The organism is Paenibacillus sp. IITD108, from assembly GCF_036541265.1.
Classification (GTDB): Bacteria; Bacillota; Bacilli; order Paenibacillales; family Paenibacillaceae; genus Pristimantibacillus.
On record NZ_JAZHCT010000054.1, the window covers coordinates 1 to 20,876 of the forward strand.

The window sequence follows — 20,876 nt, forward strand, 5'->3', positions numbered from 1 at the left end:
AAAAAGACTGCTTTACAGCCTGCAAAAGGCTGTAAAGCAGTTTTTAATTTGTCCAATGGTTGAAGATCGATCGGCGCAAGCTTCTTGCTCCAATGCTGCACTTCATTTCTCACCGTTCTGCCGCTATTCCTCAGCTCAGCTTTCCTCCAGCTTTTGATGTACCGGAAGCACAATCGTGACCGTTGTGCCTTGGAATTCCTCGCTCTCAATCACAAGCTCCAATTGCTCGCCATAATACAAGCGCAATCGCTGGTATACATTAATAAGCCCTACACCGCTGGAATAACTGGCAGCCGATCTCATCCAGGCCCGCTGCTCTGCGGATTTCTCCGTTTCAATCGTCAGCGACTGTCTCACCCGCTCCAGCTCCTCTTCACCCATGCCAATACCGTTGTCTTGTACCGTAAGCTTTAACAGATGACCAGACAGCTCTGTACGAATAAGCAGCTCCCCTTCGCCGTACAAATCTTCTATTCCATGCTGCAGCGCATTTTCAATGATTGGCTGCAGAATAAACTTTAAAACGGAAAGCTTCATCGCGCTTTCATCCAGCTCCCACCGAACTGTAAACTTGTTCTGGAAGCGCAGCTCCTGAATCGTCAAATAGTTGCGAGCATGCTCCAGCTCGTCAGATAATGCAACAACCTCGCTGCCCGTATTGATCGTGAAGCGGAATATTTTGGCTAGCGACTTTACCATCGTGCTTACTTCTGCCGCTCCGTACTGGTGAGCTCTCATATTGATAGCTTCAAGCGTGTTATACAAAAAATGAGGATTAATTTGCTGCTGCAGCATGCCCAGCTCGGCCTTCATTCTCGAGGTAACGAGCTTCTTCTCGCGAATTTCTTTATCCACATTTTCCTGCATCAGCTCATGGATTTGCTTCAGCATCTGATTAAAGCTGACTACAAGCTGGCCGATTTCATCGCGCGGCTGCTCTGCGCCCCTGTCCATCCTTTGTACCAGCAGCGGTTCCTCATTCTCAATAGCCTGCTTCAATCGTTCAATCGGTTTAACGAGCAAATACGCGATTTGCCACATCGCAACCATAATAATCATAATTATAATTACGAGCAGAACGCCGAACCGGTAAAACATAGATTGAATCTTCAAATAAATATCATCGATCGTCATAAAAATATTCGTATACCAGCCTGTCTTCTCCAGCTCTCGCTGAATAACAACCTGATTGCTGCCCTCTACCTGCTGAATTTGCACATCCAGCTCTTTTTTGACCGGAACGCTCCAGTTGCTAACCGCCGCTTCTTGAAAGGCTTTGGATGTAAGGTGAGAGTAAATCAGTTCACCCGCTTCATCCAGAATAACAAAGCTTTGCTTGCGATCTGTCGTTGCGTACGAGAAGGCTTCCTCTTTTAATACAACCTGCAAAAAGGCTGTTGTCGGCTTGCCTGCCGCACCGGAGGGCACCTGCAGCTTTTTAACAAGCATCATGGCCGGATGGCCGTATACATCCTTTTGCCCCGTCATCCAGATCATTTCCTCTGTACCCAGCTGTTCCAGCACACTTTTCTCGTATGAGCGAAGCTTAAACAAGGTACGGTTGTTATTAAAGACCGAGGAATATTTGGCTACCCCGCTCACATCATAGATAACAAAATAGGAAATATCGCTTAGCCCTGGATAGCTTGCGACTGTGAAATCATCCATATTTCCTCTGAATAAAAACGGAGAGGTCAAATTCGTCAGTCTGCTGTCCGTCGACAAACGGTTCGTTAAATTTTCGTACCGCTCCATGCGGCTTCGCAGTTCCGCGACTAAGTGATCTGAAGACTCAACAGACAAGTCTACCGCTTTGTCAAACACATAGCTGTACATTAAAAAGACGTACATGCTAATGGCCAGCAGCACGGGTACAAGCACAGATGAGAGCAGCATAACGAGCATTTTTTTGCGGATGGTCATCTTTGACAGCCAACCACGCGAAAAATGCTGCTCCGGAATGCTCTTAAAATCAAGGTCATTCCCCTTTTTCCATACTGCTCTGGCCAAGGCCTGATAAGGATACATCACCGAATTTGCCAACTTATACGCGATTACAAAGCTAAGCAGCAGGCTGCAGGCCAAAAAGATAATATACGTATAGGTATTGCTCCACTTCCAAAGCGAATCATATTGCAGCTGCTCAAAGGTAATTACGCGTATACCGTAAGGAGGAACGGGAACCGTTCTGACATAATAGCGGCTGTCCAGTTGCTGCTCCCATTCTGTTTCCCCGGAAGCGGCAAGCTTGGCCGCCTTTTCCATCGCTGCCCGGTCAGGCACATTCGTCCATAGAATTTGCTGGTTCTCATCCAAAATCCCCGCATAACCGCTCCATATTTGGGAGGAAGGCAGCTCGGCTGTAAGAATGCGCTCGTCAAATACGATTACCGAGAGTACATTAAGCGGATTAATCCCGTTATTAATAATCAAATGACCTTCAATGCTGGAGGCAAAAAGGCTTAAACGGTCCCAGGTCTCCTGCGGCAGCAAGCCTCTCTTCTCCTCCAGCACATCGGAGAGCATCCCTTTCGGAATATAGGCTGGCATTCCGTAATAGCGGGTTAACAAATTTAACAGGCCGGCATCCTGCAAATCCTCTATCCACGGTATTTGGCTGTCTTCGACCCATTCGCTTGTCTTGATTATTTTTCCGAAATTTTTCTGATTGGCATTATCGCCAATAAAATAAATGCGTTCCACGGATTCCGGCGACAGATGCAGCTGCTCCAAACGCGTCAATAGCTCCTGACGCGCAGCCAGCTCTTCTTCCGGTGGACGCAGGCTGTAGAAAGAGCGGGCATACAATATGAAATCATTCTGCTCCAGCTGCAGCGCTAATGAATTCATTTCATTCAGCTTCGAAATCATCTGGCTTTCAATATGGCTGGCGATATTTTGTTCGGATGCCCTTCTTATTTCGGAGCCCGTGTCATTGATATTCCAGTAGCCGATTCCGAATATGGCGATCTCGGAAAATAGCGTAAGCAAGAGTGCTACGCTAATTAGCATATTGCGGTGATAACGGAACTTCATAGCACTTCTCCCGCATAAGCGGCATTGCGGTATTCAATCGGCGAGAGCTTGGCATATTTTTTAAAGACTAACGTAAAATACCTTGGATTCTCGTAGCCTACCATTTCTCCAACTTCATGCACCTTATGGTTCGTATGCTTCAGCAAGCTCTTTGCCTTTTCGATTCGGAACGAGGTAATATAGTCAATATATTTTTGGCCTGTCAGCTCCTTGAACAAAAAACTCAAATAGCTGGCATTCAAATGCACATACTGGGCTACATCGTCCAGTGTAATCGTCCGGTCATAATTTTGCTCTATATACTGCTTGGCTTCTTGAATAAGCCGGTGTCCGTTGATCTGCTCCGTATGGCGCAAAGCTTCTACCGTTTCAACTGCAGCAATAAGCGGCACAGCACCGTTGTTTAAATCCTCCTGCCGAAAAAGTGCCGCTGCCGCTTGATAAGAGCAGCAAATTTGATTCGGCTGCTGTACAACCGTTCCAATCGAGTAGATCAGCTTTGATTTAAACAAGCCTCGGAATTGCTTCAGCCGCTGGATAAGCTGCTCAAGCTCCACAGCAAGCGATTCCGGCTTTTCCTTATATCCGGCTATCGCTGCACGATCTGTCCAAATAAGTGCGCATTGTCCGTCCGCATCGACATAATGATATCCCTTATCCCATAAATCCTGCATTAAATTGTCCAGTGTAAATAAAATAAGACTCCAATCCTTATCTCCGACCCCTTTTGGGCGGTTGGGATATTCCGAGAAGCGCAGCAAGCACACCACATATTCACTGTGCTCCTCCAGCATGATTTCCGCAGCGCTGCTTTCCAGCTCGAAGGCTTCCTCTTTCATTTCGGCAAGCAGCAAATCACGCAAGAAGCGCTGCCGCAAATGCTGTACCATCAGCTTCGCTTTGCGCTCCCAGGCCGCCCGCTGCAGCTCATGCGCCCGCTCCTGCTCAATCAGCTGCACTGCACGAGCCAATATTTTTCCGTAATCCTCGAAATCAAGCGGCTTTAGCAAATAATCAAGCGCGCCATGCTTCATGCAAGTTCGCGCATATTCAAAGTCGTCATAGCCGGACAAAATAATAACCTTCATATGGGGATAGCGGCCTGCGACCTTCTCTGCCAGCTCCAGACCGTCCATAAGAGGCATGCGAATATCCGTCACCAGCAAGTCGATTTGCTCATTCATCATCGCCTGCAAGGCAAACAAGCCATTCTCGCAATCTGCAACAACATCAATAGGGTAAGAGGAATAGTCAAAGCTGCGCAGCCCTTGCCTAATTTCATACTCATCATCCACGATCATCAGTTTGTACCGGTTGCCAGTCATAGCCTATCTTCCTTTCTTGTTTGCCTTGCTCTTGATGTATGCTTATATCAGGAAACAATTAAATCCTTCACGAACTCATTCACTTTAAGCGGCACATCCTCCAGCCTCTCAGCCGGCCTGCCGCCAATAACAAGACCTTCAATATGGATGCCCTCAACTATATGAGAGGCGTCAGAGCCTTGAAATAAAGACGCCGCACCTTCTGGAATGGCAATATTGCGGAATGTAATATTTTTAATTTTTCCCGGCTCCTGATCGACAGACCAGCGGTCCTTAAAAATAAGGCAAATCATCGCATGCTGCCGCTCTTCTTCAATTCTTATATTTTCAAAGCGGATATTCGAAATCGTCCCGCGATCACCGACAACGATACACAGCGAGCCGACCTCTTCCGTCCACACTGCAGTGCTGTGCACGATATCGCAGTTTTCAAAAGTAACATCGAAAATATCCGTTCTTGTCTCTCCGGCAATTCCGAAGCAGCGCACCTTATCATTCCATACGGTACAATCAGATACATGAATATCGCGTCCGCCCAGCGCCGGAGCCGCATCCATAGCCTTGACGGCAACAGCGTCATCGCCTGTGCGAATGAAGCAATTGCTCACCCGAATCCGCTCGCTGTTTACAATATCAATTCCGTCACTGTTTTCACGATAACCGATTAGCGTCAGATCAGCAATAGAACATTCAACACAATTCGACAAATGTATCGTCCAATGCGAGGTTCCAACGATAGTCAGGCCTTCAATCGACGCCTTGCGGCAGCCGGTCAGCAGCACCGCTTTGCGCGCATGCCAGTCCAGCATAGACATGTCTATAATGCCTCTTCCATGAATCCGTATATTCTCAGCGTCATTCGCTGTAATAAAGTCAACGTAATTCGGCTTTTTGGCCCAGTCGCTTGCAATAACAGGCGTTTCATCCTCCGGCACAAACAGCTGCAGCACTGCCCCGCCGGCAATATACACGGACTCGCCGGTTTGCAACTCAAGCGAGCTTACTTTATGAAGGCCCGGGCCATAGTACTTCACACTTCTGTCAGCCTGATCGGCAGCTCCCTCCTCCCTGGCATGCAGGGTAATAAATAAAGGACGCTCTGTATTTCCGTTCGTCTCTACGATCATTTTTGCAGGCCTGTCGACCGGAATATGAATCTCATTGCCGGCAAGCTCCGCTTCTATCCCCAAGGAAAGCGGGCGGATAACAACGGACTCTGTTCTGCCTCTCCTCTTGGCAATCAGCTTGACCATTCCCGGCTCGCCGGCAAAGCTTAAGGAAGCGAAGGAAAGAGGACCTCCATTCGTTATCGGCGCGGCATATACAGGTACCGCACGGCCTTCCACATACAGCTCCCAATCCCGGGATAGAACAAGGCCGTCCGGATCAGGCGCAAAGGCATCTTCACCTTGCTTTTGCAATCTTTCTTCATTTGCGGCGTATCCAATCTCTTTGGGCGCATGGTCTATTTTCACAAAAGTTCCGTTACTATCTACAAATTCTGTTTCCATACTTTCTCTCCTCTGCGTTTCTATGACTCTGCCGTTACTAAGGAAGCAGCATTAAACGGCCATCCTGATAGCCTGTTTTAAAAAAGGCCGGACGCTCATATGGATGTGTATTCGGTACATGCAAGGAAACGAGCAATTGCCCTTCAAAGGAACGAAACAGCATGCCGTGTCCTCCGTTCTTCTCAAACAGCTGCTCCCGTTCCTGCACCCATGGCCCTTCAATGCCGCCGCTCTCTGAACGGGCTATTCCGATCGCATAGCCGTCCTTGCCATGGCTTGACCAAATCATGAGCAGCTTGCCGTCAGGCGCGCGGTAGAGAAATGGCCCGTCCGTTACAAAATTGCCGAGACCTTCTTCCTCGACAGGCCAATGCGCATCGGCTGCCCGGAACAAGACGAGCGGTTCACCTTTCGCCCGTGACAAATCCGCTTCAAGCTGCATAGCGCACATCTCGCCGTTTTTCACCTGTGTCCATTCATGGCAAAATACAATCCAAGGCGCTCCATGCTCATCCGTGTACAGCGTGCCGTCAAGGCATTCCCAATCCGCAGGCGTAACTGGACCTTTTCCCATAGGCATAAATGGTCCAAGCGGATTATCCGCTTTTAAAATCTGAGTGCCCCGGTGTTTATCCTCTGCTTTAAAGCTGGCTAGCATATAATAACTGCCCTCATAATCATGTACCTCCGGCGCCCAGAAATGACGATCCGCCCAAAAGCCTTCAGGAGCGCGGAATACAGGAAAGGGCCCTTCCCAATTTTGTAAATCACGGCTGCGGTAACCATCAAAGCCAACAGCAGCGCCACCCCAAGCAGTCGCACCTATCGTACCGTACAGATAATAAAAGCCTGCTTGCTCATCGGCATATACAAACGGATCGCGAATGTGTATATCGCCAAGCTTCATCATGTCTTGTTCCAGCATGCTAAGACCTCCTACTTTACTTTAATGTCTTTGACATATTCGTTGACTGTAAACAGCGGATCGTCCTTCTTCAGCTTTTTGCCGTTCACCTTTATATTTTCAAAATTGATATCCGAGATAAGCCGATCGTTGCTCCAGCCCTCCAGCTTAATTTCATTGGAGCCGTCGGAATAGGATTCAATATTTTTATACGTAATGCCGCTGATCGAGCCGGGCCAAGCCCAGTTGCCTTGCAGCGCGCCGAAATAAAACGTTTCCGCCATCTGAATATTAATGAAGCGCTTCGCCTTTTCGACCCGGATATTTTCAAACGTTATCCCGCTGAATTCCGTTCCTTGCAGCGCAAATATATTAATAGCAGAACGGTCAGGCAATACATCAGGGTGGTCGCGGTCATCATAATTATGCAAAATATCAATATTGCTGAATGTAATGTTTTTGAAGTATGGCGCAACGGTTTCCGCCCCTATGCCGATCGCATTATTCGCATCCGCCCACAGCTGTGCGTTTTTGTACGTAATATTGTAGATAGGAAGCGCATCCTTCGGCTCCTCATGAGAAAGCCCCTTTATTGCTACCGCATCGTCGGCGGAATGTATAAACGCCCCGTCAAACACAATGTCATGGCTGCTGTTAATGTTGAAGCCGTCGCTGCTTGCGAAGCGCGGACTGACCGCTTTATAGTTCGTCACCCTAATATCGCTGCTCCCATGCATAGCTGCCGTCCAGCTGGCGGCATCTCGATTCACGATAATATCTCTGACTTCCGAATCAGATACATAGCCCAAAGTTAGCGCGATATCGTCGAATTCGTCATTTGAGCGATAATCATTAAGCAATATGCCTCTTCCCCGGATTGTAATATTATTGGCGTTATCCGCGCGCACTCTGCCCCGCACTACAGCACCCCCGCTAATATAGAGCGTTTGGTTCGATTGCAGCATAAGCGGAGGTTCGCCGTAATCCCCCAGATCATGAAAGCCCGGCTCAAAAAAAATGACATTCGGATCATTCTTGTCCGGTATATCCGTCTCCGGTGTCTGTGCAAACAAATGCAGCACCTTGCCCTTATAATTGCCATCAAGAACAAGCGAAACAGGTACCTGCCTGCTTAATTCAAAGCTAATGGCATCCCCTTGGCGTTCTCCTTTTATGCCTAACGACCTTGGAACAATTTCAAAGCTATCAAAAGAAAAATTGGGAGTAATAGAAATTTTGCTGCGGCCCGGCATGTCAAAATAGCCGTAGGAGACCTGCTCGTTCCAGCTATTGGCGCCTCCGTTATACAAATCGATCTCTTCCTCGCCAGCGAGAACTTTAAAATCATAGGACCGGTAATTGACGGGCAAATCCTCAGGCGCCTTATACACGTTAACCGGCAGCTCCTCCTTCAGCTCAGGCGGCAAAGCAGGCTGCTGCTCGTTAACGCTTGACTGGGAGCAAGCTGAAAGCATGCCTGCAAGCAGGACGGCCAGCAGCAGCCCAAAAACCGCGCTTTTGCTGCGGACTTTTAGATGGGACTTTTGTCGCTTCTTGTTTTCCATAAACTTCACTCCTCTTCAGCCGTCAATTGCATTGCTAGCTGTATACGTCCTTAACCTTTCACAGCAGAAGCTACTACACCCTCTACCAAATACCGCTGACCAATAAAGAAGACTGCAATAATAGGCAGCACGAACAAGACTAAGCCTGCGCTTTGCACCTGTGTCATCGTAATATCCTTTTGTCCCGGAAATACATAACCGATCGAGAACAATGCCGTTGCAAGCGGATATTTATCATCCTGCAGGAACATAAAAGGTGTAATATAATCGTTCCCCCATGCGCCGTTGAACGATAGAATCGACACTGTCGCCACTACAGGCAAGGAGATAGGAAGGAAAATATTCCAGAAAATGCGGAACGTCGTACAACCGTCAATTCTGGCCGCTTCCTCCAAATCACGCGGAAAGCCCGCAAAAAACTGGCGGTATAAGAAAATGCTGAACGCGCTGCCTCCAAGCCCCCAGAAAAACCATGGCCAAAACGTATTAATAAGTCCAATCTTAAAGAAAATAACATACGTTGGAATTTGAGTAACGATACCTGGCAGCATCATCGTGGAGAGCATAAGCAAAAACAGCAGATTTTTGCCCGGTCCCCTTAATCTGGCGAAGCCATAGCCGACAAACGCGCTTGTTACTGTTGGAATTATGACAGAAAGAGCTGTAATAATAATGGAGTTTTTCGCATAGCCCCAATAGTCGATAAACGTAAGCGCATATTTGTAGTTAATAAAACGCAAGCCCGACGGCAAAAATGTTGATGCTGCCCCTACCTGCTGCAGTGAATTTGTAATCAGCCAATATAAAGGCATCACAAACAGGACAGACAAGATGATGAGCAAGGCATAAACCGCTATCCGGAAAGGCATATTTTTCATTCCTGCATTTACCATCCTATCTGCCCTCCTGATCTACTTCATAAAATACCCACAGCTTGCTTGTCGAAAATACGACAACGGTCAAAATAAGAATCATAATGAATAACACCCATAGAAGCGCAAGTCCGTAACCAAACCGGCCGTATGCAAAGATTTGCTGAAAAGCGTGAACGGCATAAACATAATTTGGCCGAAGCGGCGTTGAAAGCAGGCTGTTGGAATTAGCAGCCAGCAAAATCGGCTGCACAAAGATTTGCAGCGAGCTAATGATGCTCATAATAAATTGGAAGAACAGCACCGGCGTCACAAGCGGTATGGTGATTTTGGCAAAGCGCTGCACACTTGTCGCGCCGTCGATCGCCGCTGCTTCATACAGATCCTTGGACACCCCTTTCAATCCTGCCAGATAAATAAGAATGCCCCCGCCAACGCCCCAAAGAAGCATAATAATAAGCGGATATATCGCATAATCATATCCAAGCCAAGCTACTGTTTCCATGCCTAAAGCTTCCAGCAAATTATTCACTATGCCGTCATCGACAAACAAAGAGCGCCACATCGTACCCACTGCGACCACCGGAATAATCGAAGGAATAAAAAACAACGTACGGTAAATGCCGATACGCTTTATGTTCTGATTCAAAAGAACGGCTAATAAAAAACCTAATATAATACTGGACGGCACCATAATGACAGTGAAAAACAAGGTTCTGCCGAGCGAATACATCGCATCATTATCCGTAAAAACTTTGCGGTAATTGTCGAAGCCGACAAACACCAAGCGGTCCATATTAAAGCCCGCATAGTTGGTAAAGCTCAAATATAGACCGTATAGCAGCGGAATTAATCCGAGAACAATAAATACGATAAACCACGGTGATATAAATAAATAAAATTCTACAGCCTCTTTAAAGCTTCTTCCGCCAAACCTGCTTCGTTTTTTCTGGAAGGCAGTGCTTGTTTCGTGTATGGCCTGTTTGCTCATCAAAAGCCCTCCTTGCTTCCAATTAAATAAATAGGGCTGCCGGAGCAATGCTTCCGGCAACCCTTCTTTGATTCTTTTATGGGCTGACCAACTGCTTGCCTTCAGTGATAAGCGTATTAAGCTCCTCTGTCATTTTTTGTACAGCTCCGTCTACCGTATCCTTGTCGAAATAAACAGGCGTGAAATATTTATCAATGATGGAGTTAACGGCTTGATAGTTCAAATAAGGGTTATAAGGCAAGCTGCCATCCGTATATTCAAGCTCATTCTGAATAAAGTCATAGTTCATTTTGTCGAATGCGGATTCCTGAGGCAGCATTTCTGTCAATGTTTTCGTGCCCGGCAAGCCGTAACCCGCTTTTGCGCGTTCTACAGCCGGATCGGCTCCGAAGAACCACTCAAACACTTCCCAAGCTTCCTTCGGATGCTTCGTATTTTTGTAAATAATAGCACCTGTACCTGCACCTGTCGGTGAAATACGCTTGCCGCCTTCCACAACAGGAGCCGGAGCTACGCCAAAGTCATCCAAGCGGTCCTTCGTCAATTCATTTGTTTTCAAGAAGCCGGAGAACCAATAGCCTGCAATAATAATGGCTGCTTTGTTATCCACGAACAATTGGCCGCCCCAGTCTGTTTCCTGCTGCAAGGGGCTAGGGCCAATACCGGACTTCGCAGTCTCTACCCAGAAATGAAGCAGGTCCTTCGTTGCCGGCTTGTCCAGCTCCGCCTGGCTAAAATCCGCGTTGAACATGCTGCTGCCCTGCTGAAGCAATTGCAGATTCAACAAATCCTGATTAGCTGCAATCGTGCTGTTGTAATAAGCCAATCCGTATTGAGTTGTCTTTTTGCCGTTTTTTACAGTGAGCTTCTGAGCAAGGTCAGCCAGCTCCTTCCATGTCATAGCTTCCGTGCTGCTCGGCAAAGGAACGCCTGCCTCTTCGAACATTTTTTTGTTGTAATAAATGGTGTAGTCCGGAGACCAGTCTTTCGGGAAGCCGTAAAGCGCTCCTTCGCCATGCTTGCCGGATGCTGCATCGTACTTGAACTGATTAACTACCGGAAGAAAGTCTTCCGTATTGAATACCTTGCTTGAATTAAAATTTTCAGTCAGATCAAGCGCCATACCTTTGAGCACGAAGCCCGGCAGCTCCGTCACTGAATTGGTGCGGATAATATCAGGACCGTTGCCTGCTGCCATCATCGCCATCAATTTATTGTAGTCCGCTGAAACAAGCTCGACTTTAATATGCGGGTGAGTCTTCTCAAACTCGGCCACCAATTCACTTGTAAATTCAGTGTCATACATCGTATGGCGAATGACTACCTGCTCGCCTTTTTTCGCAGGCTCCTTCGAAGCCTCGCCCGCACCTTTATTTCCTCCGTTATTTCCACCAGATTGATTTACCGTACTTCCGCTTTCGCCGCATGCACTCATTAGTAAAAGGCTGGATAATACAAGCACAGACAAACACGCTGACCACCAAGATCTTTTCATCGAAATCCCCCTTGTATCGCTTCAGTTGTATGGTACATTTCAAATTATAAGTTTGATCCGCAATACCAACAACGTCGTATCTTTTTTGATTCGTTCATATTTATTTAGGATTTGAGGAAACAATATATTTAAACAGTCGTATGCTCATTGCTGGAACAAAATTACCTATCGGTGACCTAACTTGCTGTCATCGTGTTTAAAGAACAAACGATGCGTCGCTATATGCAATGCGGTCATCAATGACCGTTAGAACCAAAAAGCAGTCTTTTTGTTGCATATGCGGACACTTATGACCATTAGAAGAAAATTCCGTCTAATTTTCTAGCTTTTTTCCCGCTAACGGATATTTCTGTCCGCTAGAAAGTGGAAGTTGGTGAAAAATGAGCGCTAACGGTCATTAGTGTCCGCATCATAAAAAAGACGATATGGATTACTCCATATCGTCCAAAAGCTTGTCCAAAGCAGCCTGATCTTCTTCCTGCTGCTTAAGAAACTTTATAATATTGCTGTACAGTTCATCAACATGCTCAGCAGTAACAATTGTACCGTCAACCAGGGCATAGGGAAGCAAGTAACACTCGCCGCAATTGCCAAGGCAGCCATACTCTTCAACCTCAAAATTATCGTCCTGCTCGAACTTGCGCATAACTTCTTCGGTACCGTGATGCATATTGCTGACACAAAATTCGATTAAAGGCTTAAACATTATTTCCACCAGCTTTAACTTAATTACTTATTGTACTATAATAGGGTAGAAAGGAGTTGATTGCAATGTCAAATGAAGTAAGAGACACGATGTATGATGAAGTACTGGATGTTCTAGATAAACTTCGCCCGTTCCTACAGCGTGACGGAGGAGATGTTGAGCTTGTTGATGTTGAAGGCGGCATTATCAAGCTTCGCTTAATGGGTGCTTGCGGTAGCTGCCCGAGCTCAACGATCACTCTTAAAGCCGGTATCGAACGCGCACTTCTAGAAGAAGTAGAAGGTGTAGTTGAAGTCGTACAAGTATTTTAACTAAAACAATGTACGTCCTTTATTCAGGGGACGTACATTGTTTTGCAGGTATTTTATTCATTTTCTCGTCTTGTCCGAAGCCGTATCTTGATACATTCAAGACATGCTTTGGACAAGGCTTTTTTGTTTACATTTATTAGACTAGGCTGGAAAAATAATTGTAACGAAGCTGACGAGACTATCTATTAATTGTAGGCAACTATTGATAAGTAATAAGAAAAGGGAAACGGAGAGCAATAATGGGAATGGAGAAGCGGCAGCGTCCGACTTTGTAGGCCAATTTTATCCTTTACAGGGGTACTTATTCATAAAAATTGGACTACAACAGCGGTCGGAATCCCATTTTTGATCGCAGTGGTCCCCCTTTCTATTGCTTGTTGCTTTTATCCATAACGAATCGACAGTCTCCTGACAAACACTATTTTAACGAAAATAGTTACACCGACTTAATATTTGCGCGTATTGGATCGAAGCCGCCGGTCACATCTATGACATTGCCTGTTAAAAAGCTGGACTTCTCCTCACACAAAAATAAAATGACACGAGCAACATCCTCGCCCGTACCAGGCCTTCCAAGCGGCGATTCCGGATCGATCATATGTACTGCCTCAGCAATCGACTTTTCTTTATTATCGCCTCTAATATCTCCAGGACCGATAAGATTAACCGTTATGCCATATGGTGCTACCTCGACGGCAAGTGATTTTGTAAAAGAAACAAGTCCTGTCTTGGCAGCTGCATAAACCGTTCTTTGCGGCCAAGCGCGAGCTTCACCCGAATGCCCGAAGCCGAAATGTATAATTCTGCCCCAGCGCCGCTCCATCATGCCTGGCAGCAAACGGTGATCCAGCAGCATAGCTCCCAGCAAATTGCCATGCAGGAGTCTGATAATTGTGTCTTCATCGTATTGAGCGAATAATTTGCGCTCGCGCACAAATGGACCTGCATTATTAATAAGAATATCAACGCCGCCCATAAACCGCTCTGCTGAAGCAGCCAATTTCTCCGTACCTTCTTGCGAGCTTATATCAGCCTGAACTGTAATCGCTTTAACGCCATATTGCTCGATTTGCTGCTTAACCTGCAGTGCCTCTTCTTCGCTGGAATAATAATTAAGTACAATGTGACAGCCCTGCTCCGCCAATTGCAGCGCTGCCCGCTTGCCAAGGCCTTTGGCGCCGCCTGTTATAAGAGCTGTTTTCCCCTTAAGCCCCATGACTTTCACACCTACTTTTTCCCTATTATGTTAAAGCTGCTTCTTATGCGCCAGTCTGCAGCCGTATTGAAAAACTAACAATAAGGACTCTGTTACCATCGTTAGGCTATCTGTCAAATCGCTCGCCTGCTGTCTTACATTTTCTAACGGGTACTCTTCGCCGTACATTCGCTGGCTTTGGATTAAATCATCATGCATTTCCGAATTCATATAATGTATTTCTGTATTTCTTCGTTTGCGCAGCCGATTCATCGGCTCTTTGTATTTTTCCTTTACATGGTTAAGCGCCCACATTAATTCACTATGCACCTGCTTCTGGCGCATATTGCGCAGCACAGTAAAATAAGAGAAGTGCGGTTTAACGCGCTCAGTATGCATAGCAAGCAATTCATTTAACAAGGTGCCCAGCTTATCAAGCAATGAAAAAACTCTTATAAACCCATTCTTGTCAAAATAGACGTATCGCTTGTAGTTAAGGCGCTCCTCATCAGACATCGTTTGCAGCGACGATGCTCTAATCATAGCACGAAATTTCGCAGCTGCATAATGGCTTTGCTCAAGCTCATTAAGCGAAGCTTTCAATCCTAACGTCCATATTTCGTATCTGCGCAGCTGTTGAGCAAACACCGTGGTTTCATCTCTTAGTGTATTCATCTTCTTATGCAGCAAAGAAATAAACAAATCCATGGCCTGGTAAGCCTCAGCCAATTCCCCTTCCGGTTGCGCGACTGATTCATTAAATAAAAAACGGAGCATCGCCGTACAACCTCCTACTGCTTGTTATCGCTAAAGCGCCATGCTCTAATCACGATATCAACCATAATGCCAAACATCGCTACAATAATCAAATTATGGAGCAGGCTTGTAAATATAAAGATATTTTCATTCGCTACCGTTGCTGTCAGCAGAGCACCGCTAAAAATTTGAACGATAACTAAAACTGCGACCCACCCGGCAGCTCGAGTCAAGCCAGCGCTATTCACTGCAGGCTCGGTTTTGGCAATTCGTTTAATGAAATAGTACAGCGAGATAAGGATAATCGCTAAAATCAAGGCTGCAACACGGTGAAGAAATACAGCGCCTGTCGCTCCGGATAGCTCAGGTATAACCTCTCCGTTACATAAAGGCCAGCCCAGACAACCGCCGGCAGATTTAGTATGACGGATAAATGCGCCCAAGTATATGACGACATAGCAATAAATCGATGAAAGCAGCATCGGCATGAAAATCGTCCTAGGTACTTTAAATACAGGCGGAGCGCCATTTTTGGCACGATATGCCCATATAACTAGCAATAAAGTTGCAGCGAAGGCAACTAGTGATATCCCGAAATGGATCGCCATTATGGCTGGCGTCTGCGGCCATTTGACGGCGGCCGCGCCCATCAGCGCTTGTATGATTGTAAATATTAGCGCTGCTCCAGCATAATACAACGGCTCTTTGTAAGCTTCTCTATTCCGGCGATATTTATTATAAACCGATAAGGTTATGCCAAGCACGAGCAACCCTTCAATACCGCTGACAAGCCGATGAGAATATTCCAGCATAGATTCAAATGTATAGGCAGGAATAAATTTGCCATGGCACAGCGGCCAGTCATCGCCGCAGCCCCTTCCAGATTCTGTATTTGTTACTAGCGCTCCGGCAAGTAGTACAAGTAGCATACCAATGCAAGTAATATTAGCGAACGTACGAAAACGGCCGGTTACCATTAAAAATCACCTATTTCCAAAAAATTAATAACATTTCAATTATAGCGATTAGCTTGACCAAAAGCCATGTTGAAAATGTGAACTTACTATTCCGTAAGTTCAAACGATATATTCTTATCAAGCAAAAAGGAGCAAATCGCAACGATAGCCGCTGCGACCTGCCCCTATTGAGATTTAAAGCTAAGCTTTCAAAACAGCGTAGACGCTAATTGCACGATCAACAAATTGCTCGATTTCAGCTCGGTTTTTACGCAGTTTGCTTACAAAACGAACTAATTCCTTGCCATCGCTGAAGGCAATAAAACTTGGTATGCCTAGTATGTTAAGCTCAGAACATATGTCAGACAGCTCGTCGCGATCAATTTCTACAAATACAGCACGATCCGCATATTGCTCCACAAGCTCTGGCATAAAAGGATCGATAAAGTGGCAATCCACACACCAGCCCGCTTTGAAAACGGCTATTGTAAGCCCTTGAGCTGCAATTGCCGCTCGAAATTGCTCGTCGCTTGAAATCTTCTTCATTAAAGTTCACGCTCGATCGTAAGTAGTTTTACATCCTCGTACAGCTTCGTCCATTCAATTGAAGCATTAAGCGCTTCTGACAAGCTTCTTGCTGCGACATAACCTGTACCGTCAATAATAGTTGTAGGGAAGCTCCATTTTACATTCTTGCCGTTAATATTGGCAATATCGCTTCCTACTGTCGTTTTAATAATAGTGCCTGTAGCAATATCATGAACGGTTATTGTTTTCGTTTTGGCATCGTACGTTGTTTCTGCGCCAAACGCATCTGCTACATCGCGAATCGGCACAATTGTAATATAGCCTGGAACGATAATTGGCGCGTTGTAGTAATCATTGCTGAACGCTACATACGACTGATGAGTGAGATGAAGTTTATTTTTCAAAATATCGTAAATCATAGAGTCATCTTTGAATAGATTGACAACTTCATATCCTTCCATCATGTCCATTTCGTATAAATCTATACTTTTCTCTGTTATGACCGGTTTATCCGCCTTCACTTCACCGTTAACATTCCAGATTTCAGACATCGTTTTAATCTGAATGCTGCGAATCGGCAGGAAGCTTAGCTCGGACTCCTCGTCAATTGTAAAATTAACATCCAGACCTTGCTTTCTAATGTTCAAATTGCTGTCAACATAAACGTCCGCTTTTACCGTCAACGCTTTATTGAACAATGCTTCAGCCATATCGCCAAGCACAGAATCATCCATGTTCAGACGCAGTTCAGTCAACGCCTCCGTAATTGCGTCTGCCGCTTCCTTCACCAGGTCTTCTTTCGTAGGCGCATCCAGTTCGCCGGTATTCAAATATAAGTCCAGCTCCTCAGCCAATGCTTCGTTGGACATCAGGATCGTGATCAGTTCATTCAGCATGGCATCCATGCCTTTACGATCTGCCAGCAAAGCATCGATATAATCGCCGAGCAAGGACCAGATTTCAGCGCCGTCAAGCTCAGCGCTGGCGTGCATTACACTTGTAGTAATGCCGTTAATGGATTCAAAAGCCGGCGCTACCTTAATAGATTTTGGATTCGGCAAGTTATCAATCGCATAGCCGCTTACCGCATCCATAATTTTAACGCCAAGCTCTGCTACAGAGGCTTCATCCATACCAAGCTCGGACAATTCCTCCTCAGTCAGCATATCCGCCGTCAAATCCAGTACAAACGGCTGCTTAGCTCCTTCAAGCTGCACGGCAAGCGTTGTGCTCGATATTTGCATAGCGAAGCCAATGGATTGTTCTTGATTAAAAATAAACTTGCCTTCCAATGACATATGATTGCTGTCTTCATACTTTACATCATTAAGCTCTACTTTTAGATTCGATACAAGCTCCAGCAGCAAGCGCTCTTCCTCGTCCAGCTCTTCAAGCGCTTCCTCTTGAAAATCCATTTTTAGCTCAAATGTTTGTTTGCTTTCACTTGATGTAACCTTGAGCGACTTCTTGAGCACACTGTTCAGGTCAACTCCCCCAACAGCCTGGCAGCCTGCCATTACAAATAATGCCGCAGCCAATACAATAAGCAGCCATTTCCTAGACAATAACTTTGACATTAATGAGTCTCCCTTGTACCTGTTATTTAGTACTGTCTTTATATGCAAAATAGCAGCAATAAGACAGACTACCATATATTGTACTAGAGGTTCATTGTTTGTGTAAATATCAGGAAATCGCTAGTTTTGTCGATATTTCAATAATTTACTTTTTTTATTAGCTTCCCTGCCCTTTGCCACGGTAGAATGGCTTCATTATAAGCTGGAACGGCTTCCGCAGCTTGCCAGGGAACATCGCAATATCATCCGGCGTAATGACACGCAGCACAATCAGAAGAAGCACATACACGCCGCCGACGACTACCGCAGTCATCGCCGCGCCGAGGAAATAAGACAGCTTGTTCGGGAAACTTGCAGTCAGCTTAAGCAGTGAAGTTTCTACGAGCCAGCCGGCTAATGCAGCTACCGCTACAGAAACAATATAGGTCATCCAGCGCTTGCCAAGAACAGAAAGCTTGACAACCTGATTAATGCTTCTAACATTCAAGTACGTAATGACAATAAAGCAAATGGTTGACCCGACTATTAGACCGTAGACGCCCATAAATGGCGCTAGTGCAATGCTTATAACAACCTTCAGCAGCAGCCCCAGAAGAGTATGATTCATAGATTGTTTTGGCCTGCCCATGCCGTAAAGAATGGAATTTGTCGTCATCATCGTAATTTGAACGATCGTTCCCGCGGTCAGCAGCGCTACAACATCGCTTCCGCTAGTGCTTGCGAACAGCAAGCCTGTAACAGAGAAGGAGGCTACGGTCAGCAACAGGGCAACTGGCACTCCTGTAAAGCATACGATCCGCATAACGAGCGAGGCTTGCCGCTGTACCTCCTTCATGTTTTTGACGGAGTATGCCGAAGAAATAACAGGAATAATTGTCGATCCAAGCGCTATTGCCAGAATCGGCGGTATGCCTGCCAGCGAAATCGCCTTAATACCATAGTCGGCAAGTACGGCGTCAGACATTTCAGGCGTATAAAATCGCTCAGTAAGCCTTTTGAAAAATGAAGTGTCAAAAAAGTAAAGTAAATTTACAGTCATAGAAGTGAGCAAGGCAGGCAAAGACATCGCAAGAATTTCTCGATAGACGGTTCTGTATTTAATTGTGCTCGTCTTTGACTGCTGCGCTGGCGCAGTTGTATGTCTTAGCGCAGCTGCTGCCTCTGCATTGAATCGATAGGCTGGCTTAGTCATTTGATCCTGCTTCTTAAGCTTACGGCCAAACCAGATCATAACGCTGAAGGCTCCAATACTTCCGAAAACGGTACCGAAAGTAACGGCGGCCGCCGCCCATGAATCACCCCAGCCGAGCGCTATTACGATAAGACCAAGGCCAATTCCAAGAATGACTCTTAAAAATTGCTCTACGATTTGCGAAATACCGCCCGCCGACATCAGCTGTCTGCCCTGAAAATAACCGCGCATCATGGCAATAATAGGAAACAGCAGCAAGGCCGGCGCAATGGCGCGCACAGCAAGGAAAGCGCTTGGCAGCTTGGCAAGCTTGGCATATGCCGGCGCAAATACAAATAACGCGGTTGCCAATATTAAGCCAGTTACCGCACCAAATACTAAAGCGGCCTGAAAAATCCGCTTAGCTTCCGCCTGTTGTCCTAGCGCATAGCGCTGGGACACCATTTTGCTGACTGCGCTCGGAAAACCGGCTGTCGCTATTATGAGCAGCACCATATAAACTTGGTTCGCTATCGTAAAAGCGATCATGCCTTCCTTGTCGAGCATATAGTCAAGCGGCACGCGCTGAAATAAGCCAAGCACCCTTGCGGTTAGCGCCGCTGCCGTAAGTATAAGAGTGCCTCTAATCAATGTATCTTTTTTTAACATAATGGACTCGTCCTATCTCATGTTCTCCACTAAATGATCCAAATGATAAACAAAATGATCATAGCAAGCTGCAATAAAATTTTGACAACTGTGCTTGTAAACAAGCCTACTACCGAGCCAAGCCCAACCTTTAGGGAATGGGTAATCGAAGCGCCTGTCAGCATTTCGCCAAATACAGCGCCGGCGAAAGGACCGATAATAAGCCCAAAGGCCGGTATAACAAACGGCCCTGCAATAATCCCTATCGTGCTTCCAATAACGGATGCCTTCGTGCCTCCAAACCTTTTTACGCCCCAAGCGCTCACCGCATAATCCGCAATGAACAAAACGATCACGATTAAGGTTTGAATCACCCAGAAAAATACGCCAAGCGATTTAAACGAAAAAAACCATCCATATACAAAGTAAGCAAAGTAAATAGCAAGCGCACCAGGCAATATTGGAAATATAGCTCCAGCCATCCCGACTAAAAATAAAGCTATAATGAGTATCCACCCTATAATTTCCATAAGAAATATTCCTCCCTAATACAGGCTGGCAACTTACAGGCCAAACACATAGCGCTTGATAACTTCGGCGACACCATTCTCATTATTCGTTAAGGTTACGGCATCAGCCGCGCTTTTTACTGCTTCCTGAGCATTGCCCATAGCTACTCCCATACCGCAAGCGCGAATAGCAGCGATATCGTTTAGGCTGTCGCCTACCGCAATCGTCTCGGACATTTGAATGTCCAGCAGCTTGCATAGCTCCCTGATTCCGCTTGCCTTCGTTATTCCTTTTGGATTCAATTCAAGATTCCATGGCGAGGAGTTCGTAACCTCGTATAGATCCCATTCCTTAATCCGGGTCAAAATTTCTTCTCTTGCTTGGTCATCCTCCGTATGATAGCCAAATTTCAGCCATTCGTAATCGGAAAAATGCGTACCTTCCTCCAGCCATTTCTCTTTATTATAAATCCCCTGGGTAGAATACGCCCAAAACCAGACGTCCGGATATTGCAAAGCCAATTGATGCAGCTGTTCAATCTTCTCATAGCCTAGCGTTATTCTTTTATGTAAAACATGCGGCTTGCTCCATACTTCACTGCCATTGACCGTTATCATCGGCGTATTAAGCTTGAGCTGCTCCGCGTAAGGATTGGCGCCTGGAAAGCCTCGCCCGGTTGAAAAGCTGACCGTCACACCAGCCTGGAGAGCTTTATTGATCCACTTTTCATTTTCTTCGCTAATCTCCAACTGATCATTAAGCAGCGTCCCATCCATGTCAAGCGCAACCAGTTTATACTTTGTCATGTTCTCTCTCCTC

General features: G+C 46.0%; 18 protein-coding genes. 1 reads left to right on the forward strand and 17 read right to left on the reverse strand.

Translation table 11 applies throughout. From position 1 onward, the window contains the following. Positions 1 to 135: 135 nt before the first annotated feature. The 9 genes from V1L65_RS27195 to V1L65_RS27235 all read right to left on the reverse strand — a co-directional run bounded on the left by V1L65_RS27195 (position 136) and on the right by V1L65_RS27235 (position 12,405). Complete coding sequence (locus V1L65_RS27195; protein ID WP_331702463.1) at positions 136 to 3,036, reverse strand: sensor histidine kinase; 2,901 nt, start codon at positions 3,034 to 3,036, stop codon at positions 136 to 138. Continuing rightward, positions 3,033 to 4,361: a response regulator transcription factor gene (locus tag V1L65_RS27200; RefSeq protein WP_331702464.1), complete on the reverse strand. Its 1,329-nt coding sequence runs from the start codon at positions 4,359 to 4,361 to the stop codon at positions 3,033 to 3,035. Before V1L65_RS27200 ends, V1L65_RS27195 begins: the two co-directional genes overlap by 4 nt. A gap of 47 nt (positions 4,362 to 4,408) precedes the next feature. Next, on the reverse strand, positions 4,409 to 5,872 hold the full coding sequence (locus V1L65_RS27205) for a glycosyl hydrolase family 28 protein (protein ID WP_331702465.1): 1,464 nt from the start codon (positions 5,870 to 5,872) through the stop codon (positions 4,409 to 4,411). Between the two features lie 37 nt (positions 5,873 to 5,909). Then, on the reverse strand, positions 5,910 to 6,797 hold the full coding sequence (locus V1L65_RS27210) for a glycoside hydrolase family 43 protein (RefSeq protein ID WP_331702466.1): 888 nt from the start codon (positions 6,795 to 6,797) through the stop codon (positions 5,910 to 5,912). Between the two features lie 11 nt (positions 6,798 to 6,808). Next, the gene (locus tag V1L65_RS27215; RefSeq protein WP_331702467.1) at positions 6,809 to 8,341 is read right to left on the reverse strand and encodes a hypothetical protein; all 1,533 of its coding nucleotides are present in this window, start codon (positions 8,339 to 8,341) and stop codon (positions 6,809 to 6,811) included. Positions 8,342 to 8,391: 50 nt separating this feature from the next. Further along, positions 8,392 to 9,234, reverse strand: a complete 843-nt coding sequence (locus V1L65_RS27220) for a carbohydrate ABC transporter permease (RefSeq protein WP_331702468.1) — start codon at positions 9,232 to 9,234, stop codon at positions 8,392 to 8,394. Between the two features lies 1 nt (position 9,235). After that, positions 9,236 to 10,204, reverse strand: a complete 969-nt coding sequence (locus V1L65_RS27225; RefSeq protein WP_331702469.1) for a carbohydrate ABC transporter permease — start codon at positions 10,202 to 10,204, stop codon at positions 9,236 to 9,238. A gap of 76 nt (positions 10,205 to 10,280) precedes the next feature. Next, positions 10,281 to 11,699, reverse strand: a complete 1,419-nt coding sequence (locus V1L65_RS27230) for an ABC transporter substrate-binding protein (protein ID WP_331702470.1) — start codon at positions 11,697 to 11,699, stop codon at positions 10,281 to 10,283. Positions 11,700 to 12,129: 430 nt separating this feature from the next. After that, complete coding sequence (locus tag V1L65_RS27235) at positions 12,130 to 12,405, reverse strand: YuzB family protein (RefSeq protein ID WP_331702471.1); 276 nt, start codon at positions 12,403 to 12,405, stop codon at positions 12,130 to 12,132. Positions 12,406 to 12,470: 65 nt separating this feature from the next. Here V1L65_RS27235 and V1L65_RS27240 point away from each other — a divergent pair, with 65 nt between their 5' ends. Continuing rightward, positions 12,471 to 12,716: a NifU family protein gene (locus tag V1L65_RS27240; protein WP_331702472.1), complete on the forward strand. Its 246-nt coding sequence runs from the start codon at positions 12,471 to 12,473 to the stop codon at positions 12,714 to 12,716. A gap of 436 nt (positions 12,717 to 13,152) precedes the next feature. Here V1L65_RS27240 and V1L65_RS27245 read toward each other — a convergent pair whose 3' ends face one another. The 8 genes from V1L65_RS27245 to V1L65_RS27280 form a co-directional block, all read right to left on the reverse strand. Then, positions 13,153 to 13,932 (reverse strand): SDR family oxidoreductase, encoded by a 780-nt coding sequence (locus V1L65_RS27245; protein WP_331702497.1) that lies wholly within the window; start codon positions 13,930 to 13,932, stop codon positions 13,153 to 13,155. A gap of 30 nt (positions 13,933 to 13,962) precedes the next feature. After that, positions 13,963 to 14,688, reverse strand: a complete 726-nt coding sequence (locus V1L65_RS27250) for a Cthe_2314 family HEPN domain-containing protein (RefSeq protein ID WP_331702473.1) — start codon at positions 14,686 to 14,688, stop codon at positions 13,963 to 13,965. Between the two features lie 14 nt (positions 14,689 to 14,702). Beyond that, positions 14,703 to 15,644, reverse strand: a complete 942-nt coding sequence (locus V1L65_RS27255) for a COX15/CtaA family protein (protein WP_331702474.1) — start codon at positions 15,642 to 15,644, stop codon at positions 14,703 to 14,705. Between the two features lie 180 nt (positions 15,645 to 15,824). After that, the gene (locus V1L65_RS27260) at positions 15,825 to 16,169 is read right to left on the reverse strand and encodes a thioredoxin family protein (RefSeq protein ID WP_331702475.1); all 345 of its coding nucleotides are present in this window, start codon (positions 16,167 to 16,169) and stop codon (positions 15,825 to 15,827) included. Continuing rightward, positions 16,169 to 17,728: a copper amine oxidase N-terminal domain-containing protein gene (locus V1L65_RS27265; RefSeq protein WP_331702476.1), complete on the reverse strand. Its 1,560-nt coding sequence runs from the start codon at positions 17,726 to 17,728 to the stop codon at positions 16,169 to 16,171. Before V1L65_RS27265 ends, V1L65_RS27260 begins: the two co-directional genes overlap by 1 nt. 157 nt (positions 17,729 to 17,885) lie before the next feature. After that, complete coding sequence (locus V1L65_RS27270; protein ID WP_331702477.1) at positions 17,886 to 19,568, reverse strand: putative polysaccharide biosynthesis protein; 1,683 nt, start codon at positions 19,566 to 19,568, stop codon at positions 17,886 to 17,888. A 29-nt stretch (positions 19,569 to 19,597) separates the two neighbouring features. Next, complete coding sequence (locus V1L65_RS27275) at positions 19,598 to 20,077, reverse strand: DUF456 domain-containing protein (RefSeq protein WP_331702478.1); 480 nt, start codon at positions 20,075 to 20,077, stop codon at positions 19,598 to 19,600. Between the two features lie 33 nt (positions 20,078 to 20,110). Beyond that, on the reverse strand, positions 20,111 to 20,863 hold the full coding sequence (locus tag V1L65_RS27280) for a Cof-type HAD-IIB family hydrolase (RefSeq protein WP_331702479.1): 753 nt from the start codon (positions 20,861 to 20,863) through the stop codon (positions 20,111 to 20,113). Positions 20,864 to 20,876: the final 13 nt, after the last annotated feature.

Bases quoted from the DNA above. Each gene is read 5' to 3' on its own strand.
- V1L65_RS27270 (WP_331702477.1), bottom strand. From the start codon at position 19,568: ATGTTAAAAAAAGATACATTGATTAGAGGCACTCTTATACTTACGGCA.
- V1L65_RS27230 (WP_331702470.1), bottom strand. From the start codon at position 11,699: ATGAAAAGATCTTGGTGGTCAGCGTGTTTGTCTGTGCTTGTATTATCC.
- V1L65_RS27255 (WP_331702474.1), bottom strand. From the start codon at position 15,644: ATGGTAACCGGCCGTTTTCGTACGTTCGCTAATATTACTTGCATTGGT.
- V1L65_RS27210 (WP_331702466.1), bottom strand. From the start codon at position 6,797: ATGCTGGAACAAGACATGATGAAGCTTGGCGATATACACATTCGCGAT.
- V1L65_RS27220 (WP_331702468.1), bottom strand. From the start codon at position 9,234: ATGGTAAATGCAGGAATGAAAAATATGCCTTTCCGGATAGCGGTTTAT.
- V1L65_RS27225 (WP_331702469.1), bottom strand. From the start codon at position 10,204: ATGAGCAAACAGGCCATACACGAAACAAGCACTGCCTTCCAGAAAAAA.
- V1L65_RS27195 (WP_331702463.1), bottom strand. From the start codon at position 3,036: ATGAAGTTCCGTTATCACCGCAATATGCTAATTAGCGTAGCACTCTTG.
- V1L65_RS27275 (WP_331702478.1), bottom strand. From the start codon at position 20,077: ATGGAAATTATAGGGTGGATACTCATTATAGCTTTATTTTTAGTCGGG.
- V1L65_RS27245 (WP_331702497.1), bottom strand. From the start codon at position 13,932: ATGGGGCTTAAGGGGAAAACAGCTCTTATAACAGGCGGCGCCAAAGGC.
- V1L65_RS27280 (WP_331702479.1), bottom strand. From the start codon at position 20,863: ATGACAAAGTATAAACTGGTTGCGCTTGACATGGATGGGACGCTGCTT.
- V1L65_RS27265 (WP_331702476.1), bottom strand. From the start codon at position 17,728: ATGTCAAAGTTATTGTCTAGGAAATGGCTGCTTATTGTATTGGCTGCG.
- V1L65_RS27200 (WP_331702464.1), bottom strand. From the start codon at position 4,361: ATGACTGGCAACCGGTACAAACTGATGATCGTGGATGATGAGTATGAA.
- V1L65_RS27205 (WP_331702465.1), bottom strand. From the start codon at position 5,872: ATGGAAACAGAATTTGTAGATAGTAACGGAACTTTTGTGAAAATAGAC.
- V1L65_RS27240 (WP_331702472.1), top strand. From the start codon at position 12,471: ATGTCAAATGAAGTAAGAGACACGATGTATGATGAAGTACTGGATGTT.
- V1L65_RS27235 (WP_331702471.1), bottom strand. From the start codon at position 12,405: ATGTTTAAGCCTTTAATCGAATTTTGTGTCAGCAATATGCATCACGGT.
- V1L65_RS27250 (WP_331702473.1), bottom strand. From the start codon at position 14,688: ATGCTCCGTTTTTTATTTAATGAATCAGTCGCGCAACCGGAAGGGGAA.
- V1L65_RS27215 (WP_331702467.1), bottom strand. From the start codon at position 8,341: ATGGAAAACAAGAAGCGACAAAAGTCCCATCTAAAAGTCCGCAGCAAA.
- V1L65_RS27260 (WP_331702475.1), bottom strand. From the start codon at position 16,169: ATGAAGAAGATTTCAAGCGACGAGCAATTTCGAGCGGCAATTGCAGCT.